This window comes from Sphingobium sp. C100 (assembly GCF_000508185.1).
In the GTDB taxonomy this organism is placed as follows: domain Bacteria; phylum Pseudomonadota; class Alphaproteobacteria; order Sphingomonadales; family Sphingomonadaceae; genus Sphingobium.
In genome coordinates, this window is the sequence record NZ_AYOY01000176.1 from 1 (window position 1) to 23023 (window position 23023).

Here is a 23023-nt window from a genome sequence, read left to right on the forward strand (position 1 = left end):
GGCGGGCCGCCGCGACGATGTCGTCGGTGCGCGGCGCATAGGCGTCTTCCAAAGGCTTGCTGAACGGCACGGGCGCATAGGCGCCGCCCAGCCGCGCAACCGGCGCCTTCAGAACGCCCCATAGTTCCTGCTGGGCAACGGCGGCGATTTCCGCGCCAACGCCGAACTGCTTGACCGCTTCATGCACCAGCAGCAATCGCCCGGTTTTGCGCGCGGACGCCAGCACCGTCTCACGGTCCCAAGGGGAAATGGTGCGAAGGTCGATCACCTCAGCCGAAATGCCCTCCTCGGCCAGCTTGTCCGCGGCGGCCAGCGCCTCGAACAGGACGCGCGAATAGCTGACTATGGTGATGTCGCTGCCTTCGCGCCGGATTGCAGCCTTGCCCAGCGGAATGGTCTTGAGCTCGCCCGAAACCGCATTCTTGGTCCAGTAACTCGGTCCGTTTTCGACGAAGAGACAGGGATCATCATCTTCGATGCAGCCGCGCAGCAAACCGTAATAATCTTCCGGGAAGGCCGGAGCCACGACCTTGAGGCCGGGGGTATGGGCGAACCAGGCTTCCAGATAGTCGCTATGCTGGCCGCCCGATGCAAAGCCGGTGCCGGTCATCATCCGGATGGTGATCGGCACATTGGTCTGGCCGCCCGACATGAAGCGCAGCTTTGCGGCATGATTGATGATCATGTCCATCGCCACGGTCGTGAAGTTCATCAGCATGATCTCCGCGACCGGACGATAGCCTGCCAGCGAAGCGCCGATGGCCGCGCCGATGATCGCCTGCTCCGCGATCGGCGTGGATCGCACGCGGTGATCGCCGAACCGACTCGAAAGTCCGCGCGTGACCCCGCAGACGCCGCCTTCCTCAGGATCGGCGACATCCTCACCCAGCAGCAGCACCTTGGGATCGGCTTCCATGGCGTCAGCCAGCGCCTTGTTGATCGCTTCCAGGTTCATCATGGCCGCAATATCTCCGCTCATGCCGGCACCTCATCTGCATAGACATCCTTGCGCAGCTCATCAAATTCGGGCCACGCGCTATCCAGCGCATAATCGATGGCTTCGGTGATCTCGCGATCCGCATCCGCTTCGATCTGCGCCAGCTGCTCCTCGCTTGCAATGCCGTCCGCCAACAGCTTCGCACGGAAACGGGGCACCGGATCAACCGCCATGGCCGCCTTTTTCTGCTCCTTGTCCATGTAGCCGTCATTGTCGCCCAGCAGATGGCCCTTGAACCGGAAGGTGACGGCTTCGATCAATGTCGGCCCCTGCCCGCTCCGGGCGCGCTCCACTGCCTCGCGCGCGGCGGCGTACATCGCAACCGGGTCGTTCCCGTCGACATGGATGCCGTGCATCGCATAAGCGGCCGCGCGATCGGAGATGCGGGCGACGGACGTCGACTTTTCGTAGCGGGTATGCTCAGCATATTGGTTGTTCTGGCAGAGGAAGATGACGGGCAACTTCCAGAGCGAGGCCATGTTGAGCGATTCGTGGAAAGCCCCGATATTCGAAGCGCCATCCCCGAAATTGGCGACCGCGACACGGCCATCGCCGCTGAGCTGCGCCGCCCAGGCCAAGCCATTGGCGATCGGCATGGATGAACCGACCACGCCCGTCGTCACCATGCAGCCGGATTCGGGATGGGTGATGTGCATCGGCCCGCCCTTGCCCTTGCTGGTGCCGGTGATGCGGCCGGCAACCTCCGCCCAAAGCGCCTTGAGCGGCACGCCCTTGGCTATCATGTCGTGGGTGCCGCGATAGATGGTGCAGATATAATCCTGCGTAGTCAGATTTACCGACATGGCCGCCGGGATGATCTCCTGCCCCCGCGGGGAATAATAAGGTGCGGCGATCCGCCCCGCCTTGATCACGCGATGCGAATGTTCGTCATTCTTGTTGATGAGCACTACCTTGCGGTACATTTCCAGCAAGGTTTCGCCCGAGGGCACATAGCTGTTCTGCATGACGGCTCCAGCCTCATAATCTGCCATATTAGCGGTGCGCGGCCCCCGGAGAAAACGGGACTTCCCCTTGTTCACCGCGCTCGTGGCAGGACGGAACGCGCCCGCCCCGCCCTTGCTCCAGCCGTGATAGGGCGTAATGCGGCATAGCCGCAATCGCCTTCCAGATCATCGTCGTGGCGATACGAAGAGGGCGGCCATGTCATCGCTTGCCTTTGCGACACGGGCACCGCCAAATGAGACCATAGAGGTCCGCGAGCATAGCTTGCGAAACCTAGCGCCACAGGCGTCAGGGGAGGGTCGGCAACTGCCGATGACGGGTTTTTGAGGATAACTGGGGACATATCGTGCAGCCTGTCGATTCCGTAGCGTTTCATGCGCGGTTCGATCCGCAACGGCTTGCCTTGATCGAGATATTTTCCGACCGCCGCTGGACATATGCGGCGTTGGACGATGCGATCAGGCGGTGCGCGCACGCGCTGATGGAAGAGTGGAAGGTGAAGCCGGGAGACCGGGTCGCCGCGCTGGCTGCCAACCGCGCCGAACTGCTGATCCTGCACTTTGCGTGCAGCCGCGTCGGCGCCATCTATGTTCCGCTGAACTGGCGCCTCTCGCCACGTGAGCTGACCGAGATCGTGGATGATGTGGAGCCTGCCCTGCTGGTGGGTGATGGTGAACTTGCCAAGGCGGGCCTTCCCGGCGTCGCGATGGACGTGTTTGTCGCGGCTTGTGCTGCAGCAACGCCTCTCGCGACGGTTTCGCTCGATCCAGATCGCGTCTCGCTCATCCTTTATACGTCGGGAACGTCGGGCCAGCCCAAGGGCGCGATGATCACCGAACGCAATCTCAACGAACTGGGCCTCAATTCCAGCCTTTTCCAGCGTGTCGATCGCAACAGTCGCTATCTGGTCGATTCGCCCATGTTCCATATCATCGGCATCGCATCGAGTGTGCGGCCGCCTTTCCTGACGGGCGGTGCCGTCATCATCTCCGACGGTTTCGACGCACAGCGCACGCTGGGGCGCATCGCCGACCCGGATCTGGCCGTGACTCATTATTTTTGCGTGCCGCAAATGTCCTCCATCCTGCGGCGCCAGCCGGATTTCAACCCGGCTGCGTTCCGCCGGCTGACGGCATTGTTCAGTGGGGGAGCGCCACATCCGCAGGCCGAACTTAATGCCTGGCTCGACGATGGCGTGCCGGTGATCAGCGCCTATGGATTGAGCGAAGCGGGATCGGTGTTCATGATGCCGATCGACATCGAAACGATCCGCCGGCATCCGCTCGCGGTGGGGCTGGGTACGCCTAGCATACGATCGCGGCTGGTCGATGACGAGGGCCGGGACTGTCCCGATGGATTGCCCGGCGAGGTGCTGTTGAAGGGCGACAATGTCTTTGCGGGCTATTGGCGTCGGCCCGAACAAACGGCCGCCGTGTTTACCGAGGATGGCTGGTTGCGGACCGGCGACGTCGCGGTGCTGCGGAATGGCTATTATGAAATTGTCGACCGCAAAAAGGACATGTTCATTTCAGGCGGCGAGAATGTCTATCCGGCCGAGATCGAGAATGTGATGTCGCATTTTCCCGGCGTGGGCGATGTAGCGGTTGTCGGTGTGCCCGATGAGCGATGGGGCGAGGTCGGTCACATGGTGATAATCGGCGAGGCGATCGACAAGACCGTGATATTGAGCTTCCTGAGCGAACGGATCGCACGCTACAAGTTGCCCAAACATGTCAGTTTCACCGATGACCTGCCCCGCACCGGCTCAGGCAAAATCCGCAAGGACCTGCTGCGCGCCAGGTTGATGCAGGGTCGATAGAAATCCGCAACTTTGTCATTGCGACAGGCCTGAAGGCTGTCCCGGACCAAAGCGATCTTGCCTCGTTCCCGAACAGCCTTCGAACCGATCAAACCTTTCGCGACACCAAAAGGGCATCGAGCGCCAGGCAGCCGTCTGGATAGGCCCGTAGCGGGTTGATCTCGACTTCGCTGACCGCTGGATTGTCAGCGATGAAGCGAGCGAGGGTCACCAGCACATCGACGATCGCCTGCCTGTCGATGGCCGGTGCGCCGCGCCAGCCATCCAGCAGCGCCTTGCCCCGCAATTCGTCCAACATGGCATGGGCGTCTTGCGCAGTGATTGGTGAGAGGCGACGGCTGACATCCTGCATCGCTTCTGCGGCGACCCCGCCCAGACCAACGATGATCGCGGGGCCGAAGCTGGGATCGCGCACCGCGCCGACAATCAGTTCAAGGCCCGGCGGCGCCATTTCCTCGACCAGATAGGCGCGCTGCGGTCCGGGAATCGCATCGATGCAATCGAGCGCGCGGTCGAGTGCGTCAGCATCCGCGACACCGACATGGACACCTCCCGCTTCGGTTTTGTGGAGGATCGCGGCGTCGATCACTTTGATCACGATCCTGCCGCCGATCTGCGCGCGTGCGGCGTGCGCGTCCGCACGGGTGGCGCACAGGATGCGGGCGGGACTGCGGATGCCAAGATCGCCGAGGATCGCCTTGGCAGCAGCTTCGTCTATAGTATCGGGGAGGTCGACGGGAGCCGCGGCGTCACCCTCCTGCCGCGCGTCATGCTGCGCAGCATATTGCGCGCGCGCATCCTCCACCATCGCGCGTGCGGCTGTCACCAGCTGTTCGGGCGAGGCGAGCGCGGCAAAGCCTGCGGCATTGACCTGCTCGATCACCTCATCGAAAGCACCGGCCGCGCCGATGCCGCCGAACAGCAGCGGCTTGTCCGACGCCGCGGCAGCGAGCGCCTGTGCCGGATCAAGCACTTCGGGTTCGTTGAGCGCCCATACGCACAGAAGATCGACATTGGGGTCGGTTGCGACTGTGCCGAGAATCTCAGGGAAAGCGGGCGACGGGCGGCCGGTATCCACCGGATTACGCATATAGGTGATGGGCGGAAGCAGCGTTTCGATATGCTGGACCGACGCATCGGTCAGGTCCGGTACGCTGACGCCGGCTGCGCGCAGATTGTCGACGATGAGGAGCCCCGGCCCGGCCTGCGCGGTCATGAGCGCGACGCCGGGATCGGCCTTGGCCGGCAGGCGACGTCGGCTGAGGCCGGCGCAAGCGGCGACCAGGCTGTCGGTGGAATCGACCACCACCGCGCCGGCCTGCCGCAACGCCGCGACCTTGAGGTCGAAGCTGCCCAGCAGGGCGCCGGTATGGGATTCGGCAAAAGCGCTGCTGTCGGCGCGGCCCACCGTCAGCACGACAACCGGCTTGCGTGGGGTCACCGCGCGCAGCGTATCGTAAAGCTGCCGTCCGAAGGTCACACCTTCCAGGTGCAGCGCGATGACCGAGGTGTCGGGATCGTCCGCCAGCAGTGGCAGAATGTCAGATGCGCCAACGTCGCACGCATTGCCAAGTCCTACCGCCAGGCTGACGCCCAATCCGGCGCGCGAGAGCATGAAGGACAAGGTCAGATTGACGCCGCCCGATTGAGCGACGACCGCCACCGAGCCGGCACGAATGGTCTCCGTGCCCGGCGCGAAGGTGACATAGCGGCCCGCAGCAGGGCTGAAATAGCCCGAGGTGTTGGGGCCGAGCAGCCGGACGCCCCCGTCCAGCGCGGCCGCGAGCGAGGCCGACTGGAGCGCTGCCCCGGCATCACCGGATTCGGCAAAGCCGCCCCCCACCACCAACGCGCCGCCCGCGCGGGCGCGGGCCGCTTCCTCGATCACCATCGGCGTCGCGCCGGCGGGTACCGCCACCGCGACCAGATCGGGTGCTTCAGGCAGGCTGACGAGGTCCGGATAGGCTTTGAAACCCTGAATCTCGGTCGTTTTCCGGTTGATCGGATAGAGCGCCCCAGGGAAATCGCGCAGCGCATGGACGAGCTGCGAGCCCGCCTTTTGAAATTCGGCGGAGGCGCCGACAACCGCGATCGATTGTGGGAACAGCAGCCGCCGAAGCTGGGCGGCGCGCGATGCGTCGCTCATCAGGCGGCCTGTCCGGCAGCGGCAGGCGCGGAGACGGTGAGTTGCGGCAGGCCGATCATGTCGCGCGCTTCCGCGGCCGTCGCCGGCTCCATATCCATTTCGCGCATGATCCGCACGATCCGCTCGACCAGTTGCACGTTGGAGGCGAGTACGCCATGCGAATAATAGAGGCTGTCTTCCAGACCAACGCGGACATGACCGCCCAGCAGCAGCGTATTGACGGCAAGAGGCAGTTGGGCCGGGCCGATACCGCTGGTGCACCAGACCGCGTCCTTGGGCAGCAGGTCGACCATCATCTGCAGGATTTTGGGCGTATAGGGCATGCCATCCTGAAATGCCTTGTGCGCGTTCAGCACGATATTGAAATAGTGCGGCGCGGGGTCAAAGCCCTCGTTGATCAGGGTGGTCGCGTCCTGCATGATATGCGGCGGGCTGAACACTTCCCATTCGGGCTTGATACCCTTTTCCTGCATCAGTTCGGCCAATTGGCGGCAGCGGTTGGGCGACGTATGGACCAGCAGTTCCTTGCCGCCGAAGCTGGCGATGATGGTGTGGGAATCGAAGGTGCACATCTCGGCGCCCGCCTCCAGCCCCTTGAGCCGCTGCTCCCACATGATTTCCCAATAGCCGTTGGAGCCCTGCTCCACCATGTCGCCATCGACGCCGCCACCGGTCGAATTGTTGATGATGATGTCGCAACGCGCCCGGATCTGGCTGTTGATTTCGCCATAGATGGCCGCGTCGCAGGTCGCGCCGTCGTCCGGCCGGCGTGCATGGACGGCCACGATGCTGGCGCCCGCGTCATAACAGCGCTTGACGTCCTCGGCGATTTCCACCGGCTGAGTGGGCAGATTGGGATTTTGTGATTTCTTCGCCATGCCCCCGGTGGGGGCGATGGTCACGATTACCTTGCGCGCCATATTCGCGTCTCCTTCATCAAACCAGCGCCGGCTGCGTGGCGGTGGCCGCCCGCCCGGCATTCATATCGTTCATCTTGGCCGCGATCCGGGCGACGAGCATCGCCATCTCCGGCCCGTAATGCAGAGCGTAAAAGGCGGCGATCCGCCGTTTGTGGCCGATCAGCGCATCATCGGCCGGCACATCCGCGGCCGCCATGCGCAGCCACATCCAGGCGAGCGCCAGTCGCCCGGCAAGCGTGATATAATCATAGGAGACCAGCAGCACGGCCTCCGCCTGCTCGGCACGCGTCAGCAGCATTTCGGTCGTCGCGCGGAAGCCGGCTATGCCGTCTTCCAGACACGCGCGAATGGCCTGGACGGCCGCCTCCCCTGCGGTCGCATCGACATCCGCCTGCATGAGGTCGATGAAAGCGCGTGCGCTTGCTCCGCCGTCCTTTTGCAGGCCGCGCGTCGCCAGCGCGCCGGCGTGAATACCGTTGGCGCCTTCGTAGATCGGCAACACGCGCGCATCGCGATAAAATTGTTCTGCCCCGGATTCGCGGACATAGCCATGGCCGCCCCGAATCTGGATGCCATGGTTCGTCACATCCAGCGCATTGTCGGAAAGCGCTGCCTTGCAGATGGGCAGCAGCCAGGCGAGCCGGTCTGCGGCGTCCCGGCGAATGTCGGGCGTCTCGCCATGCTGGTCGAGGTCCACCAGCCGCGCGGCTTCCAGGATCAGCGCCCGGCCGCCCTCTGTCAGCGCAGCCATGATGTCGAGCATACGGCGCACGTCGGGATGGCCGGAAATCGCTGCCGGCCCCTTGCCGCTGAGATCACGGCCCTGCAGCCGTTCCTGCGCATAGGCCTCCGCATGGCGGGTCGCCCCGGCGCATAGTCCAACTGCGCTCAGCGCCACTTCGAGCCGCAATTCGTTCATCATGACGAACAGCGCGCCTAGCCCCTGCCCCTCCGCACCGATCTGGAAACCCTGTGCCGCCTCCAGGTCCAGGACGCAGGTGGCCGAGCCATGCAGGCCCATCTTTTCCTCAATGCGCGACGCGCGCACGCCATTATGGTCGCCCAGCGTCCCGTCGGCGTCGAAATGCCGGCTCGGCACCAGGAACAGGGTCAATCCCTTGACGCCCGGCGCAGCGCCTTCGACGCGAGCGAGCACGATGTGCAATATCTGCTCGCTCAGATCATGATCGCCGCCGGAAATGAAAATCTTGGTGCCGCTGAGCGCATGGCTGCCGTCAGCCTGTGGCACGGCCTTGGTGCGGATGAGGCCCACATCGGAACCCGCCTGCGGTTCGGTGATGACGATCGTCGCCGTCCATTCCCCCGACGCCAGACGGGGGAGGCAAGTGCCCTTTTGCGCATCGCTGCCATGAGCGGCCAACACGGACGCAGCGCCGCGGGCAGATGCCGACACCATGGCGAAGGCGACATCGGCCGCGCCCAGCATCGTCGCGACCACCGCCTGCGCCAGGAAGGGCATGGCCTGCCCGCCATGGTCGGCCGGCATCGCAAGACCGGCCCAGCCGCCTTCTCCCCATTCGCGCCACGCCCCCCGCCAGCCCGGCGGCGTAACGACGCGGCCGTCCACCATGCTGACGCCGACCTCCTCCGAAGCGGCATTGATGGGCGCGATGCGATCACCGATGAAACTGGCCGCAGTGTCGATGACTTGCTCCAGCGTGTCGAGATCGACATCACTGGTCAATATGTCCTGCGTGGATACGACATGGCGAAGCAGCCAGACGAAGTCCTCCGTCGCCGGATCAAAGCGGGTCATGGCTGGCCGCCCTTCTTGCGCTCGAGAAATTCCCGCATCCCGGCCTGCGCCTCGGGCGAGGTCTGCGACAGGCCTGCCGCCATGCTTTCGGTGAACAGTCCGTCCGATGCGGACATGTCGGCTATACGCGGCAGCGCCTGGGTGATGAGATAATTCACCATGGGCGCATTGCCGGCGATGGTTTCCGCCAGTTCTATGGCCTTGGCGAGCGCCTGACCGGGTTCTGTCACATAATGGATCAGGCCCGCACGCTCGGCGCTGTCGGCGTCGAGCCGGCGGCCGGTCAGCATCAGTTCGGTGAGACGGCTCACGCCGATCAGCCGGGCGATGCGTACCGAACCGCCGCCGCCGATGAAGATGCCGCGCTTGCCCTCGGGCAGCTGGAAAAAGGTGGTGCTGTCGGCAACGCGCACATGGGTGGTGGCGGCAAGCTCAAACCCGCCGCCGATCACGGGACCATGCAATGCCGCAATGATCGGCGGACCGCCAAATTGCAGCCGTTCCTTGATCGCGTGCCAGCGGCGGGAAATCTGCACTACCTCAAACGGATCACGTTCCTTTTGTTCGGAAAGGTCCAGGCCCGCGCAAAAACCTGCCCCCGCGCCATGCAGCACGATGGCTCGGACATCCTTGTCGAGATCGGTCGCCATCGCCTCGAAAGCGCGCGCCAGATCCTCGTTCAGCGCGTTGCGCTTGTCGGGTCGGTTGAGCGTGGCGATCAGGATGCGCCCGCGTTTTTCCAGGAGAAGGGCTTGGGAAGCGTTCACGCCTTGTCGATCCTTTCATTCTGCAATGCGATGACGTCGACCAGACCCTCGTCACGCCAGGCGATCCAGTCCTGCGTGGACCGGTCCATCTCGACAGCTTTCGCAGCCTCAATCAGTCTTTCCTCAACCTCTGGCGTCAGGGTCACGTCGCCAAGGTCCGCCCACCAGTCGGCATAGGCGCGACGCGCCATGTCGAGCGTGTGGGCGGCGCCGCCCGGCCCGCCCGCCAGATTGAAGGTCATGATGCCTCCCATCAACGCCCAGCGGACCCCGAGACCGAAGCGGAGCGCGTCGTCAATATCCTGCGGCGATGCGACATCCTCCAGCACGCAATGGAAAGTCTCGCGCAGGACGGCCGCCTGAATGCGGTTGGTTAGATGGCCGACCATCTCGCGCTTGAGTATGATCGGCCGCTTACCCAGGCCCGCGATGAAATCACGCGCGAGGATGGTGGCGGCTGCGTCGGTGCGCTCGCCGCCGACGATCTCCACCAGGGGAACGAGATGCGGCGGGTTGAACGGATGCGCGACGAGAATGCGTTCGGGATGGGCGGCCTCTGCCTGAAGCAAGCTCGGGCGGATGCCGCCGCTGCTCGACAGGATCAACCGGTCGGCGGGGAGCGCCGCGTCGATCCGGGCGATCAGGTCGGTCTTGGCAGAGACCAACTCCGGTCCATTCTCAAACACCAGGTCTGCGCCCGCGACCGCAGTCGTGAGGTCGGGGAAAAAGCTGAGGCGGGACAGATCAGGCTGTTCGGTCGTCGCGATATGCAGGCGGCGCAGAGCAGGCCAGGCCTGGGTGATGAAGGCGCCGATCTGCGCCGGATCAGCGGCCGGGTCATGCACCGCGATGTCATAGCCCCGAGCGAGCAGCAACGCCGCCCAGCCCTTGCCGACTGAGCCTGCGCCGACCAGTCCGACAGTGCGGATTGCAGACAAGGAAAGAAAATGGGCAGCGGTCATTGGACTCACAACATTTCGAACTGGCCCGGCATTTGAAGACATCGGCCAGGCAGATATCTGGGGATGAACATATGCCCAGGCTCAGGATTTGAACATACTACCATTTAACCATCTAGACCGCGCCGTGACACTGTCAACGCGCATGTCGGACAGGCGCGCAGGATCATCGCCACGGCGTATTGCGTGGCATGGTAGCAACTTTCTTTGACGAAATGCGCAGGACTGGTTTAAGGAAGGGACTGTTTAAAGACCTAAGGGAATGGCAACTAGGTGACATCGTGGTTCGTCCCGCGCGGAACAGGTCTGGCTGAACGGGCCTATCTCTACCTCAAGACGCAGCTCATGGAGGGCCGCTATGTCGGTGGCGATTGGCTGCCGATCGAGACGGTAGCAAGCGAACTGGGTATGAGTCGGCAGCCGGTGATGGACGCTATCAAGCGCTTGTCGTCCGAAGGTTTCATCGAAATCGTGCCCCAGGTCGGCAGCCGTGTGCGCCAATATGACCAATCCGAAATTGGTGATTTCTACCAGCTATTCGCGGGTTGCGAGGGCTTGGTGGCGGAACTCGCCGCATCGCGCGCAACGCCGAGCGACATTACCCGGTTGCGGCTGCTGTCGCGCCAGATCAGCGAATTGTTCAGCCTGGCAAGCGACGAGGAAGAACAGAATCGGCTTTATCGGGTACTCAACCGCCAGCTCCACGCTGAATTGCGCCGCATCACCCGTTCGCCGGCGATGACGGAACTTGTGGAGATGCTGGGGGATCGGTCGGACTTCTATATTGCCGGTGCATCGGAACCGGTCTTTTCTACCGGCCTTGTCGATGCCCATGCCGAGCATGAGCGGCTGATCGACGCGATTGCGGCGGGTGACGAGAAACTGGCGCGGGCCATGATGGAAGCGCATATCCGGGGCACGGCGCGCCGTCTGGCGCAACGGCTCGCGCCTGCCGGGGTCCAGGCAACGGAAGAGGCCGAAGCCGACACCGGCTCCTGACGGACACATAGCGCAGTGCCCCCAACAGGGCGTGCGCATCATCAATAAAGGAAACGGCGTGGCCAATCTGGAGACCGATTATCCTGTGGCGGGGGTTTTGCGGATCACGCTCAACCGACCGGACTCGCTCAATGCCTTCACCTGGGCGATGTACCAGGAATTGATCGACCTGCTTGAAGAAACGAGCTTCCGACCCGATGTGCGCGCGATCATTTTGACTGGTGCCGGCAAGGCCTTTTGCGCTGGCCATGACCTGCGCGACGGCGGGAGCGCCGCCTGGGTCGCGCCTGAACAGGGCAAGGCGCAGGCCACCTTCGCGATCCTCAACAAATTGGGGCGGATCGCACCGCTGATGCGCAGCCTGCCCCAACCCGTCATTGCTGCGGTCAACGGTTCCGCTGCCGGCGTGGGCTATGCGATCGCTTTGGCCGCCGATCTGTGCCTGGCTGGCAGATCCGCCAAGTTCGTCAACGCCTTCCACAATTCGGGCACTGGCCATGAAATCGGCTTCAGCTATCTGTTGTCGCGCGCCGTAGGATCGCAGCGCGCCGCCGAACTGATGCTGACGGGCCGCCGTGTGCAGGCGGATGAAGCCGCTTCTATCGGGCTGGTTCTGCGTGCCGTCGATGATGAACAGCTCGCTGCCGAGGCCATCGCATTGGCCGAATCCATCCTGGAAAACAGCCCGATCGGCATCGCGCTGACCAAGCGGACATTATGGATCAACCAGTCCGCGGTCAGCCTTGAGGCGGCCATCGAGCTGGAAAGCCGGGCCATCTTCATGAGCCAGACCACGGAAGACACCGCCGAGAAGCGCCGGGCTTTCTTCGAGAAGCGCAAGCCCCATTTCACCGGGCGCTGATGCGCCCGCCTCATGCTGCTTAATAGCCCTTGTAGACTGGTTTGCGGCGGTCGGCGAAAGCGCGTGTCGCTTCTGCATAATCCTGGGTGACCATCGTCATCGCCTCGAATGCGAGCGAGGTGTCGAGCACCAGGTTGAGCTGCTGCTCGATCTGTTTGTTGAGCGATGCCTTGGTAAGTTGAACTGCCCAGATGGGCAACGCCGCCATTTCCGCGGCAATGGTCTTGGCGCGATCAAGCACTGCCTCGCGCGGCAAGGCTTCGGCGAAGAGGCCGTTGGCTACAGCTTCGGCTCCGCTCATCAGCTTGCCGCGCAACAGGAAGTTCTTGGCCCGCTGCATACCGACGAGGGCGGGCCAGATCACCGCGCCACCGTCGCCTGCGACCAGGCCGACCTTCACATGGGTGTCACCCAGCTTCGCATCTTCCGCGACCACGCCGATGTCCGCGATCAGCGCAAGCGTCAGCCCCAGGCCGATCGCGTCACCGTTGATCGCTGCCACCACCGGTTGTGGCACCGCCAGCATCTCGCGGATCAGCCGCATGCCGTCGCGTGGCAACCGCAATGCGTTGCGCAATCCCTGCACCGTGCCAGCATCATCGGCCATTTTCCGCAGATCGCCACCGGCCGAGAAGGCGCGCCCCGTACCGGTCAGCACGATCGCGCGCACATCCTCCCGCTCGCCAAGGCCGTGCCACACAGCCTCCAGCTCCCGATGGCGGTCCATGGTGATGGCATTCAGCTCGTCCGGCGCGTCAAGGCTCAGGATCGCGATGCCAGCCTCCACGGCGAGCGAGAGAAAAGGCGATGGCTGGTCGGACATGATAATCCCTTTCATTCGACGTAGCGCGGAGCGTCTTGCGGAATCGTGATGGGGGCTCAGCAGGTAATGCCCGCCTCCGTCAGCGCGGTACGTTCTTCGACTGAATAACCCAGTATCTCGCCCAACACATAGTCATTATCATGCCCCAACGCCGGCGATCCGCGCGTCAGTTCGGCAGGTGAGGACATTTTCCAGGACGGGCCGACGATCGTGCGGGGTTCCCCATTGAGATCCGTGACCGCTGGATAGAAATCGTCGGCCCAGAGGTCGGCGTCGGTCGTCAGTTCGATGGAGTTGAAGCTCTTGGCCGCGGGCACGCCCAGCGCCTGCAGGGCGAGCGCCAGTTCGTTCGCATCCTTGTCCGCCGTCCACGCGCCGATCCGCGCATCCAGGTCCGCGCACCGCGCCTGGCGCCTTTCCAGTGTGGCAAGCGTTGCGTCTTCCCCGAGCGCCGGATCACCCATTGCCACGGTCAGGGCGGACCAGGCGGCATCGCTCGGGATCGCAATAGCGATCCAGGCGTCGTCGCGGCAGCGATAGGCGCCGTGCGGCGCCATGTTGCTGTGCCGGTTGCCGTCGCAGGCAGGGATCGCGCCATTGACGCTATAGTCCATAATCGTGTCGCTGATCATCGTGCTGAGCACTTCGACGAAGGATATGTCCACAAACTGCCCCTCACCCGTTCGTTGCCGATGGTTGAGCGCCACCGTCGCGGCGAACGCCGACGCCGTGCCGGAAGTTGAGTCGCCATAGCGGATGTTCATGCCGACGGGGGGTTCGCCCTCATAGCCGACCAGCGCGCTGACCCCGCCCAGCGCCGCGAACAGCGGGGCATAGCCGGTCTGATAGGCAAGCGGACCTTCATTGCCGTACATGCCCATCGATATGCAGATGATGTCGGGTTTGACCTGGCGCAACGCATCATAGCTGAGTCCCAACCGCTCCATCGCGCCGGGGCGCATATTTTCGATCACGATGTCGGCCTGCTTGACCAGTTTCAGGAACAGGTCGCGGCCGTCGGGCTTCTTGATGTCGATCTGGACGCTGAGCTTTTCCGGGTTCACCGCCTGCCAGCCCGGCGCATTGTCCCAGTCCTTACCGGTCATCGATCGGGTCGTGTCGAGCGATTCGACGCTTTCAACACGAATGACCTGCGCGCCCAGAAAGGCGAGCAGCTTGCCCGCGAAGGGGCCGGCCCAGACCTTGGTCAGTTCAAGCACGCGCACGCCCTGCAACGGGCCGCCGCGCGGGACGTAAGAGGGTATCGAGCGATCGCTCATTGCGCGGCTCCCTGTGTCACGCTGTCCAATATGGCCTTGCTATGCTGTCCCAGGCTCGGCGCGGGGGCGGCGAGGACCGCCGGTGTGGCGCTGAATCTATAGGGAACGGTTGGATAGCTGGCAGAGCCGACGACGGGGTGGTCAAGCTCGGTAAAAAATTGCCGGAACTGATATTGTGGCGAGTCCATGAGATCGGGGGCGGTATTAATGGGTACGACCATGATGCCGCGCTTCTGGCCTTCGGCCGCCACCTCATGCTTGTTTTGCGTCTTGAGCCATTGGGTGAAATATTGGCGGCTAAGCGCAACCCGCTCGGGCGTGCAGCCCTTTTGCAGCCAGTCCTCGGGGAATTCGAGCATCCAGTCGGGCTTGCCCATCAAATCATGCATCGCCCACCACATGCGGGTATCGGACAGCCAGAGATACACGAACCCGTCGGCGCAGGGCATGATCGAGGCCGGGCCGCCCAGGTCGAAAGCGCCGCGGGCTTCGGTGACATCCATATCGCCGACCAGCATTTGCGCCAGGACATAATCGAGCCGAGACGCCATCACCCGCTGTTTGGAAATATCGATCACCCGCCCATGCCCCGACCGGTGCTGATCGAAGAGTGCGGCCGACACGCACAGCGCCGCTTCCATGCCCGCTTCGTAGCTGACGATGAAGCGTCCGGCGCCCTTGAGCGGAGGCTTGGCGGGGTCGACGCCACCGGGCGTGTGATAGCCCCAGCCGCCCGCATGGAAGAGGGTCAAATCCTCGGCCGGGACATCGGCCTTGGCGTTGGTGCGGCCATAAGGGGTGATGGTGCACAGGGTCAGGCCGGGATGGCTCGCGCCAACCATATCCGGGTTGATGCCCACCGTTTCGAGCCAGCCGGGGGCATGATCGTCGATGACAACATCCGCCCGCGCCACCAGCCGCGCCAATGCATCGCGGCCCCCATCGCTTTCCAAATCCAGCACGATCGAGCGCTTGTTCGTGTTGAGGTAGGCAAACAGCGCACTGGCGTCCGGGCCGCGGTCATTGCCCGCAAAAGGCGGCAGCGCACGAACGGGGCTGCCCTGCGGCGGCTCGACCTTGATCACCTCTGCCCCGAAATCCGACAGCAACTTGCCGCAATATTCGCCGGCAACCCCGCCCGACAGCTCCACGATCCGGATATTCGACAGCGCCGTCATTGTCCCAATTCTCCTCGCAGCGGGGCGGTTCATCCTATAGATTTCAGGCAGCGCCCGCGCGCACCGCAGTGCCTCGCGCACACTTTGCCACGGCAGTGATGCCTCCTTGCGGCTTTGCATGAAATATAGCCGCAAAATCCAGCGACTGCCCTCATTCATCGCTCCGACGAATTTATCCTCCTGGCGGCTACGCAAGCGCCAAATGGTGCAATATGGCGAGACAGCCGAGGCTTGCCGGGCCTATGCCGGTAGCGCGATGCACATCACCGCTGCGGCCCTTCGGCTGCCTTGCCCCAGTGCCCTGCGGCGAAGACGGAGACCATGTCCCGGTCTGGCCGGCCTTCTGCACATGACCGAATGATAGGAGATACGGATGAGCGAAAAACAAAAGCAGAGCGACAAGCTGTTGGAAGAAGCCAAGCAGTTCATTCACTATGAAAAGGATGTCGAAAACAAAATCGCTTATCTGACCCTCGATCGTCCCGGCAAGCTGAACGCGCCCGGTTCCGGGATGCGCCGCCTCTATGCGCGTTATGTGTTCGAAGCGGGCGTTGACGATGATGTGAAGGTGCTGGTCGTCCGCGCCAACGGCAAGGATTTCGGCACCGGCGCCGATATCGAGGAAATGCAGAACCAGTTCGGCCTGGGCGATGATGTGGACCTGAACTACGAACTGACCACCGACGATGGCCGGGTCACCTATCCGCCCCAGGAGAGCTTCCGCTATCTGGGCGCGATGACCGACTTCTTCGCGCGCGCCGGGTCAGGCAACCGTCCGTTGCAGGAATTCAAGAAGATCAGCATCCTGCAGGTGCAGGGCTATTGTTATGGCTGGCATTTTTATCAGGCGGCCGATGCCGACCTGGTGGTAGCGTCCGACGATGCGCTCTTTGGTCATGCCGCGTTCCGCTACGCCGGCTGGGGTCCGCGCATGTGGACCTGGGCCGAGATGATGGGCGTGCGCAAGTTCAAGGAAATGCTGTTTACCGGTCGCCCCTTCACGGCGGACGAGATGGAGCGGATCGGCTTTCTCAACAGCGTCGTGCCGCGCGACCAGCTCGCCGCCGAGGCCGAGAAATATGCCAAGGCCTGTTCGGTGACCCGCCCAACGGACACGGTGCATGTCCAGAAGGTCTTCTTCGAAATGTATAATCAGTATCGCGGCGAATATATGGGCAGCGTGCTGACCGGCCTGGTCGAAGGCGTCACGCGTTACATGACGCCGGATCGCGAAGGCGACCTCAATCTGGGGATCGACGACGTTAAGGCCGGTATCAACAACAGCGTCAAGGATGTCGACATGCAATATCCGCCGGAATGGCGACTGTCGCGCGGCAACCGCAAGAAGCCCTGAGCAACAAGTATGGCCCGTCGGCGCGACGGGCCACATTCAGACGGCGATGACCCTGGCCCCGCGCCAGGGTCGCCGCCGTCTTGTCGATCGATAACCTATCCAATGAGAATATGAGGCGCTCCGAACGCCGGCGCGGTCGGGCGCTTGCTGCCAACGTCCCTGGCCGGCGCGATGAGGGTCGGCGCATCGGTTGCGGGCTTTCTCGTCCGCTTAAGCCGTCGGTTCTTCTTCCCTGAGCGGGTCGCTCAAAGCGCCTGATTGCCAATATTGGCGGCATGTTTCGCCGCCACATAGCCAAAGACGAAGGATGGGCCGACGCTGCTGCCCGCGCCCGCATAGGAGCGGCCCATGACCGACGCGGTGGACGTGCCGGTGGCGTATAGCCCGACAATAGCACTGCCATCTGCGCGCAAAACCCGCCCATATTCATCGGTCACCACACCGCCATAGGTGCCGACATCCCCCGGCAGGACCGGCACGGCATAGAAGGGCGCGGTGTCGAGCGGGCCAAGACTGGCGTTGCCGGGATAGAAGGGATCGCCCAGAAAATTGTCATAGGCGCGTTCGCCGCGATGGAAGTCGGGGTCGCGGCCCTGCGCGGCATGTTCGTTGAAACGCGCGACCGTGGCCTTGAGCGCAGCGGGGTCTATGCCGAGCGTCCGCGCCAATTGTTCGATCGTGTCAGCCTTGGCCAGATAGCCCTGCTTCGTCCAGGATGCAGGCTTGGGCACGCTGGGGAAAGCATTGCCGATCATGTAGCTGCGCATGACATGATCATCAAAAATGGCGTAGCTCGGCACGGCCGGGACGCTCTGATTACGCTCCAGCATCGTCCGGCAATAGGTGAGGTAAGACCCCCCCTCGTTCATGTAGCGCTGCCCCGACTGATCGACCAATATGGCGTGAGGGGCTGCGGTCAGCCGCTGGGCCGATGGCTTGAACTCGGACTGTTCCTCGCCGGGGGGCAAGGTGATCTGGTGGCCGACCATTTCGTTCATCTGCGCGATTGCGGCGCCATGACGCTGCATTTCGACGATCATCTCGCCGGTGTCGCCAGGCCCGGCCATGGTCCATGCAACCGACGTGCCTGGAATATACTGGTCGCGCATCGCCTGGTTGCGGGCGAAGCCGCCGGCTGCGACCAGCACACCGAGCCGCGCACCGATGCGCCAGGGCTGCCCGTCCTTCTGCGTCACCACGCCGATGATCGCGCCCTTGTCCTCCACCAATTGATCAACGCCTGCGTCGGTACGGAACTGAACGCCCGCCTTGAGCGCGATCTGCAACAGCCGTCCCTGAAGCGCGGTACCGGCGGCCACGATGTCCTGCCCGGTGAGCCGCGCCCTGACCTTGCGCCAGCCGATCCGTGCCAGCAGCAGCTTGGCGCGCCAGCTTTGCTTGAGCTGGGGCAGCTTCATCAATTCTTCGTTGGTGGCGGGGATGCCGCCAAAACGGCCCCGTCGCAGCTTGGAACAATAAGCGCCCAGTTCCTTGGCGTTGAACAAGGCCGGAGTTACCGAGCGGGAGGATTTCGACCCGCCGGGCAGTTCGTCATGATAATCCGGCCAGAATGGCGCGCGCCCGAATTTCATGCCCTTGCGCATGAGAAAGGCGAGCATCTGCGGTGCTTCGTTGACATAGGTTTGTCGGCGCAGCCGGCTCGCGCCAGGCGCATCGTCCACGCCTTCGTTCAGCGCGTCGAGATAGGCCATCGCCAGTTCGGGGCTGTCCTGCTCCCCCGCGCGCGCCATCAGCGGATTGTTTGGAATCCACATGACGCCGCCCGATCGTGCGGTTGTGCCGCCAAGCTGATCGGTCTTTTCGAGCACCAGCACCGACTTGCCGGCCTGCCGCATCACCAGCGCCGCGCACAGTCCGCCGCCGCCACTGCCCACGACTACGAAATCATAGCTTTCGTTCCAGTCGGTCATGCCGTTGCTCTCCAATAAATCGCCGTGTCAGTTCACGAAGCCGGCGAGGCGCTGGCGGATGAGGACTTCAGCCTGCGAAATGATGCGGTCGATCAATTCGCGGCAGGTCGGAATGTCATGGATGAGGCCCTGGACCTGCCCTGCCCAGATCAGCCCGGCTTCCGTGTCGCCCGTTTCCAGCGCCTGCCGTCCGAGCGCACCGGATACGAGCGGCTGCACATCGGCAAAAACGGCACCGGGCCGGGCGCCGATCTCAACCACCTGGTCCGACACCGACGTCTTGGCGACGCGCCCGGTGTTGCGAAACTGCCGGAAGATCAGATTAGTGGCGCGCTCGTCATTGGCGACCAGCAACTGTTTGATGCTATCGTGGATCGGGGCTTCGCGCGTGGCGCAAAAGCGGGTGCCCATGTTGATCCCGTCAGCGCCCAACGCCAGGGCCGCGACCAGCCCGCGCGCATCGCCATAGCCGCCGCTTGCCAGCATCGGGATCGACAGCTTGTCCGCCGCGGCGGGCACAAGCACCAATGCCGGCACATCATCCTCGCCGGGATGGCCCGCCGCTTCGAATCCGTCGATCGAAACCGCATCGACGCCCATGCGCTCGGCCGACAGCGCGTGCCGGACGGCCGTGCATTTATGGATGACCTTGATACCGTGGGCCTTGAATTCGTCGACATGCTCCTGCGGCTTGTAGCCCGCCGTCTCGACAATCTTGACGCCGCCGTCGATAATCGCCTTGCGATATTCGGCATAGGGCGGCGGCGAGACCGACGGCAGGATCGTCAGGTTCACACCGAAGGGCTTGTCAGTCATCGCGCGGCAGCGGTCGATTTCCCGCCGCAGGTCGTCGGGCGTCGGTTGCGTGAGGGCCGTCAATATGCCCAGCCCCCCGGCATTGGAGACCGCAGAGGCCAGTTCAGCCCGGCCGACCCATTGCATACCCCCCTGGACGACCGGATGTTCGATGCCGAACATTTCGGTGAAACATGTGTGCAAACCCATGTCAGTGCCTCCCGCAGCAGCAGACCAGCCGAGGTGCCATGGCACCGGTCATTCGGACACGCCCGCTTCGGCCATGACTCGCCGTCGGGCTTCGTCGAATTTTTCGATATAATTATGCGCGTCGCCCGCCGTGATGCCGCCGTCGATGGGCAGAACGACGCCAGTGATGTAGCGCGCATTGTCGCTGGCCAGGAACAGGGCGGCCTGCGCGACGTCCTCTGGCATCCCGCGTCGGCGCAGCGGCTGGTAGGAATCCATCACTTCGCGGATGGCCATTTCAAGCTTGTCGAGCAGCACCGGATCGGTATTCGCGGCCAGCGCATCCTTGATCAGCTTGGTCTCGATCTGGCCGGGGACCAGACAGTTGACGCGGATGCCGTAGCCGGCCAGTTCGATCGCGGCATTTTTCGATGCATGGATCACCGCCGCCTTCGACGCCCGATAGGAGGTCACGCCGAAGCTGGCGACGATGCCCGCGATCGAGGAGGTGTTGAGGATCACCCCGCCCCCATGGTCGCGCATATACCGGCCGGCGATCTGGGTGCCCCGGATAACCGCCCGGACATTGACGTCGAACACCCGATCAAAGGCATCCAGATCATCGTCGAGCAGGCGCACCATGCGATTGGGCACGGCGGCATTGTTGCACATGATGTCGAGGCCGCCGAATGCACTGACCGCCAGATCGCAGAGCGCCTGCAACTCCTCGGGCTTCGATACGTCGGTCCGCTGGAAGCGGCAGGTTTCGCCGATGCCCTTGGCCACCGCCTCGCCCGCTGCGGCGTCGAGGTCGCCGATCACCACTTTGGCGCCGGCCTTCGCAAACAGCTCCGCTGTCGCCTGGCCGAGTCCGTTTGCGCCGCCGGTGATGACGGCGACTTTCCCATTCAACAGCTGATCCATGCTCAATCCCCTTCGTGCCGCGCGTCGCGCTTCCTGTTTATGCGCGACGCTTGAAGGTGATCGGCAGATTTTCGACCATCCGGGTGGCGACGGTGGGGAAATAGGTCAGTTCCTCAATCGGCACCGCCATCTTGATGTCGACGAGACGGCGACCGATTTCCTGCGCCGCGACCTTGATCTCCATCCGCGCCAGGGCAAGGCCGACGCAACGGTGGGTGCCGTTGCCGAATGTGACATGCCGGGTGATATTGCCACGGCCCGGGTTGAAATCACGCGGGCAAGGGAATTGGGCCGGATCGTCATTTCCCGATGCATAGAGCAGCAGCATATGCGCACCCTTGGGCAGGACGGTGCCGCCCAGTTCGACTTCGCGGGTGGTCATGCGCGAGAGGCCATGGACCGGCGGTTCCAGCCGCAGCATCTCTTCGACGAAGCGGTTCATCGCCTTGTCGTCCTCATAATTGGCATAGAGGAACTCGGCGACTTCGGGGCGCGTCGCCACGGCGCGCAACACATTGGTCAGGCCCGTCGAAGTGGTGTCATTGCCGCCGACCAGCAGGGCGCGGCCGAGTGCGACGATCTCGCCAAATTCGAGGGTCGGATTCTGATCATCGTCCAGACGGGCGTGCACGAGGTCCGAGATCATGTCCTCGGCCGGCGTCTCCTGACGCTCCTTGATGCGGTCGATGATATAGTTCTGCATTTCGCAATAGAGCCGCGCATTTTCGAGCATCTGCTCGCGATCCTGCATCCGGCCGATCTGGGCGACGGCGGCAAGCGACCATTGCGCGATCTTGTCGGGATCAAGGTCGTGGAAACCCAGCTGCTTGGCGATCACGCGGATCGTGAAGGGGTTGGAAATGTCCTGAGCGCCGTCGGCATGACCTTGATCGGCGACCTTTTCGATCACGTTCACCGCGATTTCGCGGATGTCGGGCTCCAGTTGCTTGACGCGGTGAGCGGTGAAGGCCTTTTCGAGCAGGCGGCGGATGCGGGTATGTTCCGGCGGGTCGGTCATGATGCCGTCGTGGAAGAAGCCACCGCCCTGGGTGCGCAGGATTTCCTGGAACTCCGCCTGGAAACCTTTCGCATTCTGCTCGGCATAGCCATGCTTGACGGAGAAGGTCAGCGGATCGGCCAGAACCTTCTGCAAATCCTCGAAACGCGACACAAGATACATGTCGATGTTGGGATCGTGATAGACCGGGCTGTCACGGCGGATCGCTTCGTAGAAGGGCCAGGGATTGGCGCGGACGTTGAGGTCGGCCATGGTCGCATCGGGCTTCAGATGGCCGTCCTCGGTGAGGAAGGGGCAACGATCCGCCCCTGCCGATTTGAGCTGCGTCGATTCCATGACTTGCTTTCCCTATCTGCGTGTTGCCCCGGACGAGGGAGAAGAATGATCATCCCGCCTCGCCCGCACCTCGCTGTCGACCGGTCGTCGTCGAGGCAGCCAATATCGTTGCCCAGCCGCCAGAGCGGCAGAAGCGTCTTCAGACCTGTTTTCGCGCATGAAGCGCGATCGTGCCAATGCGAAGATCGGCCGGCAAGCCAATGATCGCCCGGAAGATATCGACCGGCGACTGGGTATGGCTCATCGGTCGGTTGCGCAGGTCAAGGCCTGCCTCGACCGACGCGCTATGGAAGGCCATGGCCGCATCGCGGTCGATGTCCCACTGCTTGCCTTCCTCATGCATCGACCCCGCGCGCACGCAGGTAACACTGATGCCAGCGCCTTCCACTTCAAGCTGGAGCGCATCGGAAAACATTTCGAGCCCCGCCTTGCCTGCGCGGTAGACGGAAAGATGCGGGAAAGGCAGCGCGACCGATTCGCTGCTGACGTTGATGATCTGGCCGCCATTGGTCATCATCGGGATGGCCGAGCGCGAACAGAGCATCGGACCGATGAGATTGGTGGTGATGCCGCCGAAGATCTGCTCATCGGTCGCACTGGCGATCGTGAAGGGCGCATAGATGGCGGCGTTGTTGATGAGCACGTCGATCGCCTGATGTCGGGCCGCGATCTTCGCGAACGCCGCGCGTATCGAGTCTGGCGAAGCGACATCGCAGCCCAGCGCCAGCGCGCGGTCGCCAATCTCCGCTGCGACCGCCTCCACCTTTGAAAGCGTGCGGCCGAGCAGCACCACATCATGCCCATCGGCGGCAAAACCCCTGGCGAGCGCCCGCCCCAGCCCTGCGCCCGCGCCGGTTATCACGATCCTTTTGGACATGGTCCGCCTCTCCTTCAATCTCTATTCATTGTTCGTCCCTTGCGCCGGAGGGCACGCAGATCGCAACATCGACCATTGTGCCCGCGGCCCGATGCGGGCATCCATCGCG

19 protein-coding genes are annotated in these 23023 nt (G+C 63.4%); 4 read left to right on the plus strand and 15 right to left on the minus strand.

From position 1 onward, the window contains the following. Positions 1-979 (minus strand): alpha-ketoacid dehydrogenase subunit beta (locus C100_RS41915; protein ID WP_031309984.1); only part of this gene is annotated, 979 nt, incomplete at its 3' end. Further along, positions 976-1962, minus strand: a complete 987-nt coding sequence (locus tag C100_RS41920) for a thiamine pyrophosphate-dependent dehydrogenase E1 component subunit alpha (RefSeq protein ID WP_024021106.1) — start codon at positions 1960-1962, stop codon at positions 976-978. The genes C100_RS41915 and C100_RS41920, both read right to left, overlap by 4 nt. Before the next feature lie 344 nt (positions 1963-2306). Between C100_RS41920 and C100_RS41925 the strand changes: the two genes are divergently transcribed. Continuing rightward, positions 2307-3779: an AMP-binding protein gene (locus C100_RS41925; protein WP_024021107.1), complete on the plus strand. Its 1473-nt coding sequence runs from the start codon at positions 2307-2309 to the stop codon at positions 3777-3779. Between the two features lie 88 nt (positions 3780-3867). Here the strand turns inward: C100_RS41925 and C100_RS41930 are convergent, their stop codons facing one another. Genes C100_RS41930 through C100_RS41950 form a run of 5 tightly spaced genes read right to left on the minus strand, consistent with a single transcriptional unit; the run spans position 3868 to position 10351 of the window. Then, positions 3868-5925: an acetate--CoA ligase family protein gene (locus C100_RS41930; RefSeq protein WP_024021108.1), complete on the minus strand. Its 2058-nt coding sequence runs from the start codon at positions 5923-5925 to the stop codon at positions 3868-3870. Further along, the gene (locus tag C100_RS41935) at positions 5925-6845 is read right to left on the minus strand and encodes a 3-keto-5-aminohexanoate cleavage protein (RefSeq protein ID WP_031309987.1); all 921 of its coding nucleotides are present in this window, start codon (positions 6843-6845) and stop codon (positions 5925-5927) included. Before C100_RS41935 ends, C100_RS41930 begins: the two co-directional genes overlap by 1 nt. A gap of 16 nt (positions 6846-6861) precedes the next feature. Then, entirely contained in the window at positions 6862-8622 is a 1761-nt protein-coding gene (locus tag C100_RS41940) for an acyl-CoA dehydrogenase (RefSeq protein ID WP_024021110.1), read from the minus strand. Continuing rightward, complete coding sequence (locus C100_RS41945) at positions 8619-9389, minus strand: crotonase/enoyl-CoA hydratase family protein (RefSeq protein ID WP_024021111.1); 771 nt, start codon at positions 9387-9389, stop codon at positions 8619-8621. The genes C100_RS41940 and C100_RS41945 overlap by 4 nt, the downstream gene beginning before the upstream one ends. Continuing rightward, the gene (locus C100_RS41950) at positions 9386-10351 is read right to left on the minus strand and encodes a 3-hydroxyacyl-CoA dehydrogenase NAD-binding domain-containing protein (RefSeq protein WP_024021112.1); all 966 of its coding nucleotides are present in this window, start codon (positions 10349-10351) and stop codon (positions 9386-9388) included. The genes C100_RS41945 and C100_RS41950 overlap by 4 nt, the downstream gene beginning before the upstream one ends. Before the next feature lie 270 nt (positions 10352-10621). On the opposite strand from C100_RS41950, the gene C100_RS0125150 reads away from it, so the two are divergent. Both C100_RS0125150 and C100_RS41955 read left to right on the plus strand, forming a co-directional pair. Continuing rightward, entirely contained in the window at positions 10622-11347 is a 726-nt protein-coding gene (locus tag C100_RS0125150; protein WP_024021113.1) for a GntR family transcriptional regulator, read from the plus strand. Between the two features lie 58 nt (positions 11348-11405). After that, complete coding sequence (locus C100_RS41955; RefSeq protein ID WP_031309990.1) at positions 11406-12209, plus strand: enoyl-CoA hydratase/isomerase family protein; 804 nt, start codon at positions 11406-11408, stop codon at positions 12207-12209. Between the two features lie 19 nt (positions 12210-12228). Here C100_RS41955 and C100_RS41960 read toward each other — a convergent pair whose 3' ends face one another. Genes C100_RS41960 through C100_RS0125160 form a run of 3 tightly spaced genes read right to left on the minus strand, consistent with a single transcriptional unit; the run spans position 12229 to position 15490 of the window. Then, complete coding sequence (locus C100_RS41960; RefSeq protein ID WP_031309991.1) at positions 12229-13032, minus strand: enoyl-CoA hydratase/isomerase family protein; 804 nt, start codon at positions 13030-13032, stop codon at positions 12229-12231. A 56-nt stretch (positions 13033-13088) separates the two neighbouring features. After that, positions 13089-14312 carry a CaiB/BaiF CoA transferase family protein gene (locus C100_RS0125155; protein WP_052028345.1) on the minus strand — a complete coding sequence of 408 codons (1224 nt, stop codon included), beginning with the start codon at positions 14310-14312 and terminating at the stop codon, positions 13089-13091. Continuing rightward, positions 14309-15490 (minus strand): CaiB/BaiF CoA transferase family protein, encoded by a 1182-nt coding sequence (locus C100_RS0125160; RefSeq protein WP_031309993.1) that lies wholly within the window; start codon positions 15488-15490, stop codon positions 14309-14311. Before C100_RS0125160 ends, C100_RS0125155 begins: the two co-directional genes overlap by 4 nt. Positions 15491-15863: 373 nt before the next feature. Here C100_RS0125160 and C100_RS41965 point away from each other — a divergent pair, with 373 nt between their 5' ends. Beyond that, positions 15864-16844, plus strand: a complete 981-nt coding sequence (locus C100_RS41965; RefSeq protein WP_024021116.1) for an enoyl-CoA hydratase/isomerase family protein — start codon at positions 15864-15866, stop codon at positions 16842-16844. A gap of 245 nt (positions 16845-17089) precedes the next feature. Here the strand turns inward: C100_RS41965 and C100_RS41970 are convergent, their stop codons facing one another. From C100_RS41970 to C100_RS41990, 5 genes are all read right to left on the minus strand, one after another. After that, positions 17090-18775 (minus strand): FAD-dependent oxidoreductase, encoded by a 1686-nt coding sequence (locus C100_RS41970; RefSeq protein ID WP_024021117.1) that lies wholly within the window; start codon positions 18773-18775, stop codon positions 17090-17092. A 27-nt stretch (positions 18776-18802) separates the two neighbouring features. After that, positions 18803-19780 (minus strand): NAD(P)H-dependent flavin oxidoreductase, encoded by a 978-nt coding sequence (locus C100_RS41975; protein ID WP_024021118.1) that lies wholly within the window; start codon positions 19778-19780, stop codon positions 18803-18805. Between the two features lie 48 nt (positions 19781-19828). Beyond that, a complete protein-coding gene (locus tag C100_RS41980) occupies positions 19829-20683 on the minus strand; it encodes an SDR family NAD(P)-dependent oxidoreductase (RefSeq protein WP_024021119.1) in 855 nt (284 codons plus the stop codon). Between the two features lie 37 nt (positions 20684-20720). Beyond that, complete coding sequence (locus tag C100_RS41985; RefSeq protein WP_024021120.1) at positions 20721-22037, minus strand: cytochrome P450; 1317 nt, start codon at positions 22035-22037, stop codon at positions 20721-20723. Between the two features lie 139 nt (positions 22038-22176). Further along, positions 22177-22914 carry an SDR family oxidoreductase gene (locus tag C100_RS41990; protein WP_024021121.1) on the minus strand — a complete coding sequence of 246 codons (738 nt, stop codon included), beginning with the start codon at positions 22912-22914 and terminating at the stop codon, positions 22177-22179. Positions 22915-23023: the final 109 nt, after the last annotated feature.

Excerpts from the sequence above, each read along its gene's own strand:
- C100_RS41975 (WP_024021118.1), bottom strand. The coding sequence starts at position 19,780 with ATGGGTTTGCACACATGTTTCACCGAAATGTTCGGCATCGAACATCCG.
- C100_RS41950 (WP_024021112.1), bottom strand. The coding sequence starts at position 10,351 with ATGACCGCTGCCCATTTTCTTTCCTTGTCTGCAATCCGCACTGTCGGA.
- C100_RS41985 (WP_024021120.1), bottom strand. The coding sequence starts at position 22,037 with ATGGAATCGACGCAGCTCAAATCGGCAGGGGCGGATCGTTGCCCCTTC.
- C100_RS41940 (WP_024021110.1), bottom strand. The coding sequence starts at position 8,622 with ATGACCCGCTTTGATCCGGCGACGGAGGACTTCGTCTGGCTGCTTCGC.
- C100_RS41970 (WP_024021117.1), bottom strand. The coding sequence starts at position 18,775 with ATGACCGACTGGAACGAAAGCTATGATTTCGTAGTCGTGGGCAGTGGC.
- C100_RS41920 (WP_024021106.1), bottom strand. The coding sequence starts at position 1,962 with ATGCAGAACAGCTATGTGCCCTCGGGCGAAACCTTGCTGGAAATGTAC.
- C100_RS0125160 (WP_031309993.1), bottom strand. The coding sequence starts at position 15,490 with ATGACGGCGCTGTCGAATATCCGGATCGTGGAGCTGTCGGGCGGGGTT.
- C100_RS0125155 (WP_052028345.1), bottom strand. The coding sequence starts at position 14,312 with ATGAGCGATCGCTCGATACCCTCTTACGTCCCGCGCGGCGGCCCGTTG.
- C100_RS41965 (WP_024021116.1), top strand. The coding sequence starts at position 15,864 with ATGAGCGAAAAACAAAAGCAGAGCGACAAGCTGTTGGAAGAAGCCAAG.
- C100_RS41960 (WP_031309991.1), bottom strand. The coding sequence starts at position 13,032 with ATGTCCGACCAGCCATCGCCTTTTCTCTCGCTCGCCGTGGAGGCTGGC.
- C100_RS41980 (WP_024021119.1), bottom strand. The coding sequence starts at position 20,683 with ATGGATCAGCTGTTGAATGGGAAAGTCGCCGTCATCACCGGCGGCGCA.
- C100_RS41990 (WP_024021121.1), bottom strand. The coding sequence starts at position 22,914 with ATGTCCAAAAGGATCGTGATAACCGGCGCGGGCGCAGGGCTGGGGCGG.
- C100_RS41930 (WP_024021108.1), bottom strand. The coding sequence starts at position 5,925 with ATGAGCGACGCATCGCGCGCCGCCCAGCTTCGGCGGCTGCTGTTCCCA.
- C100_RS41935 (WP_031309987.1), bottom strand. The coding sequence starts at position 6,845 with ATGGCGCGCAAGGTAATCGTGACCATCGCCCCCACCGGGGGCATGGCG.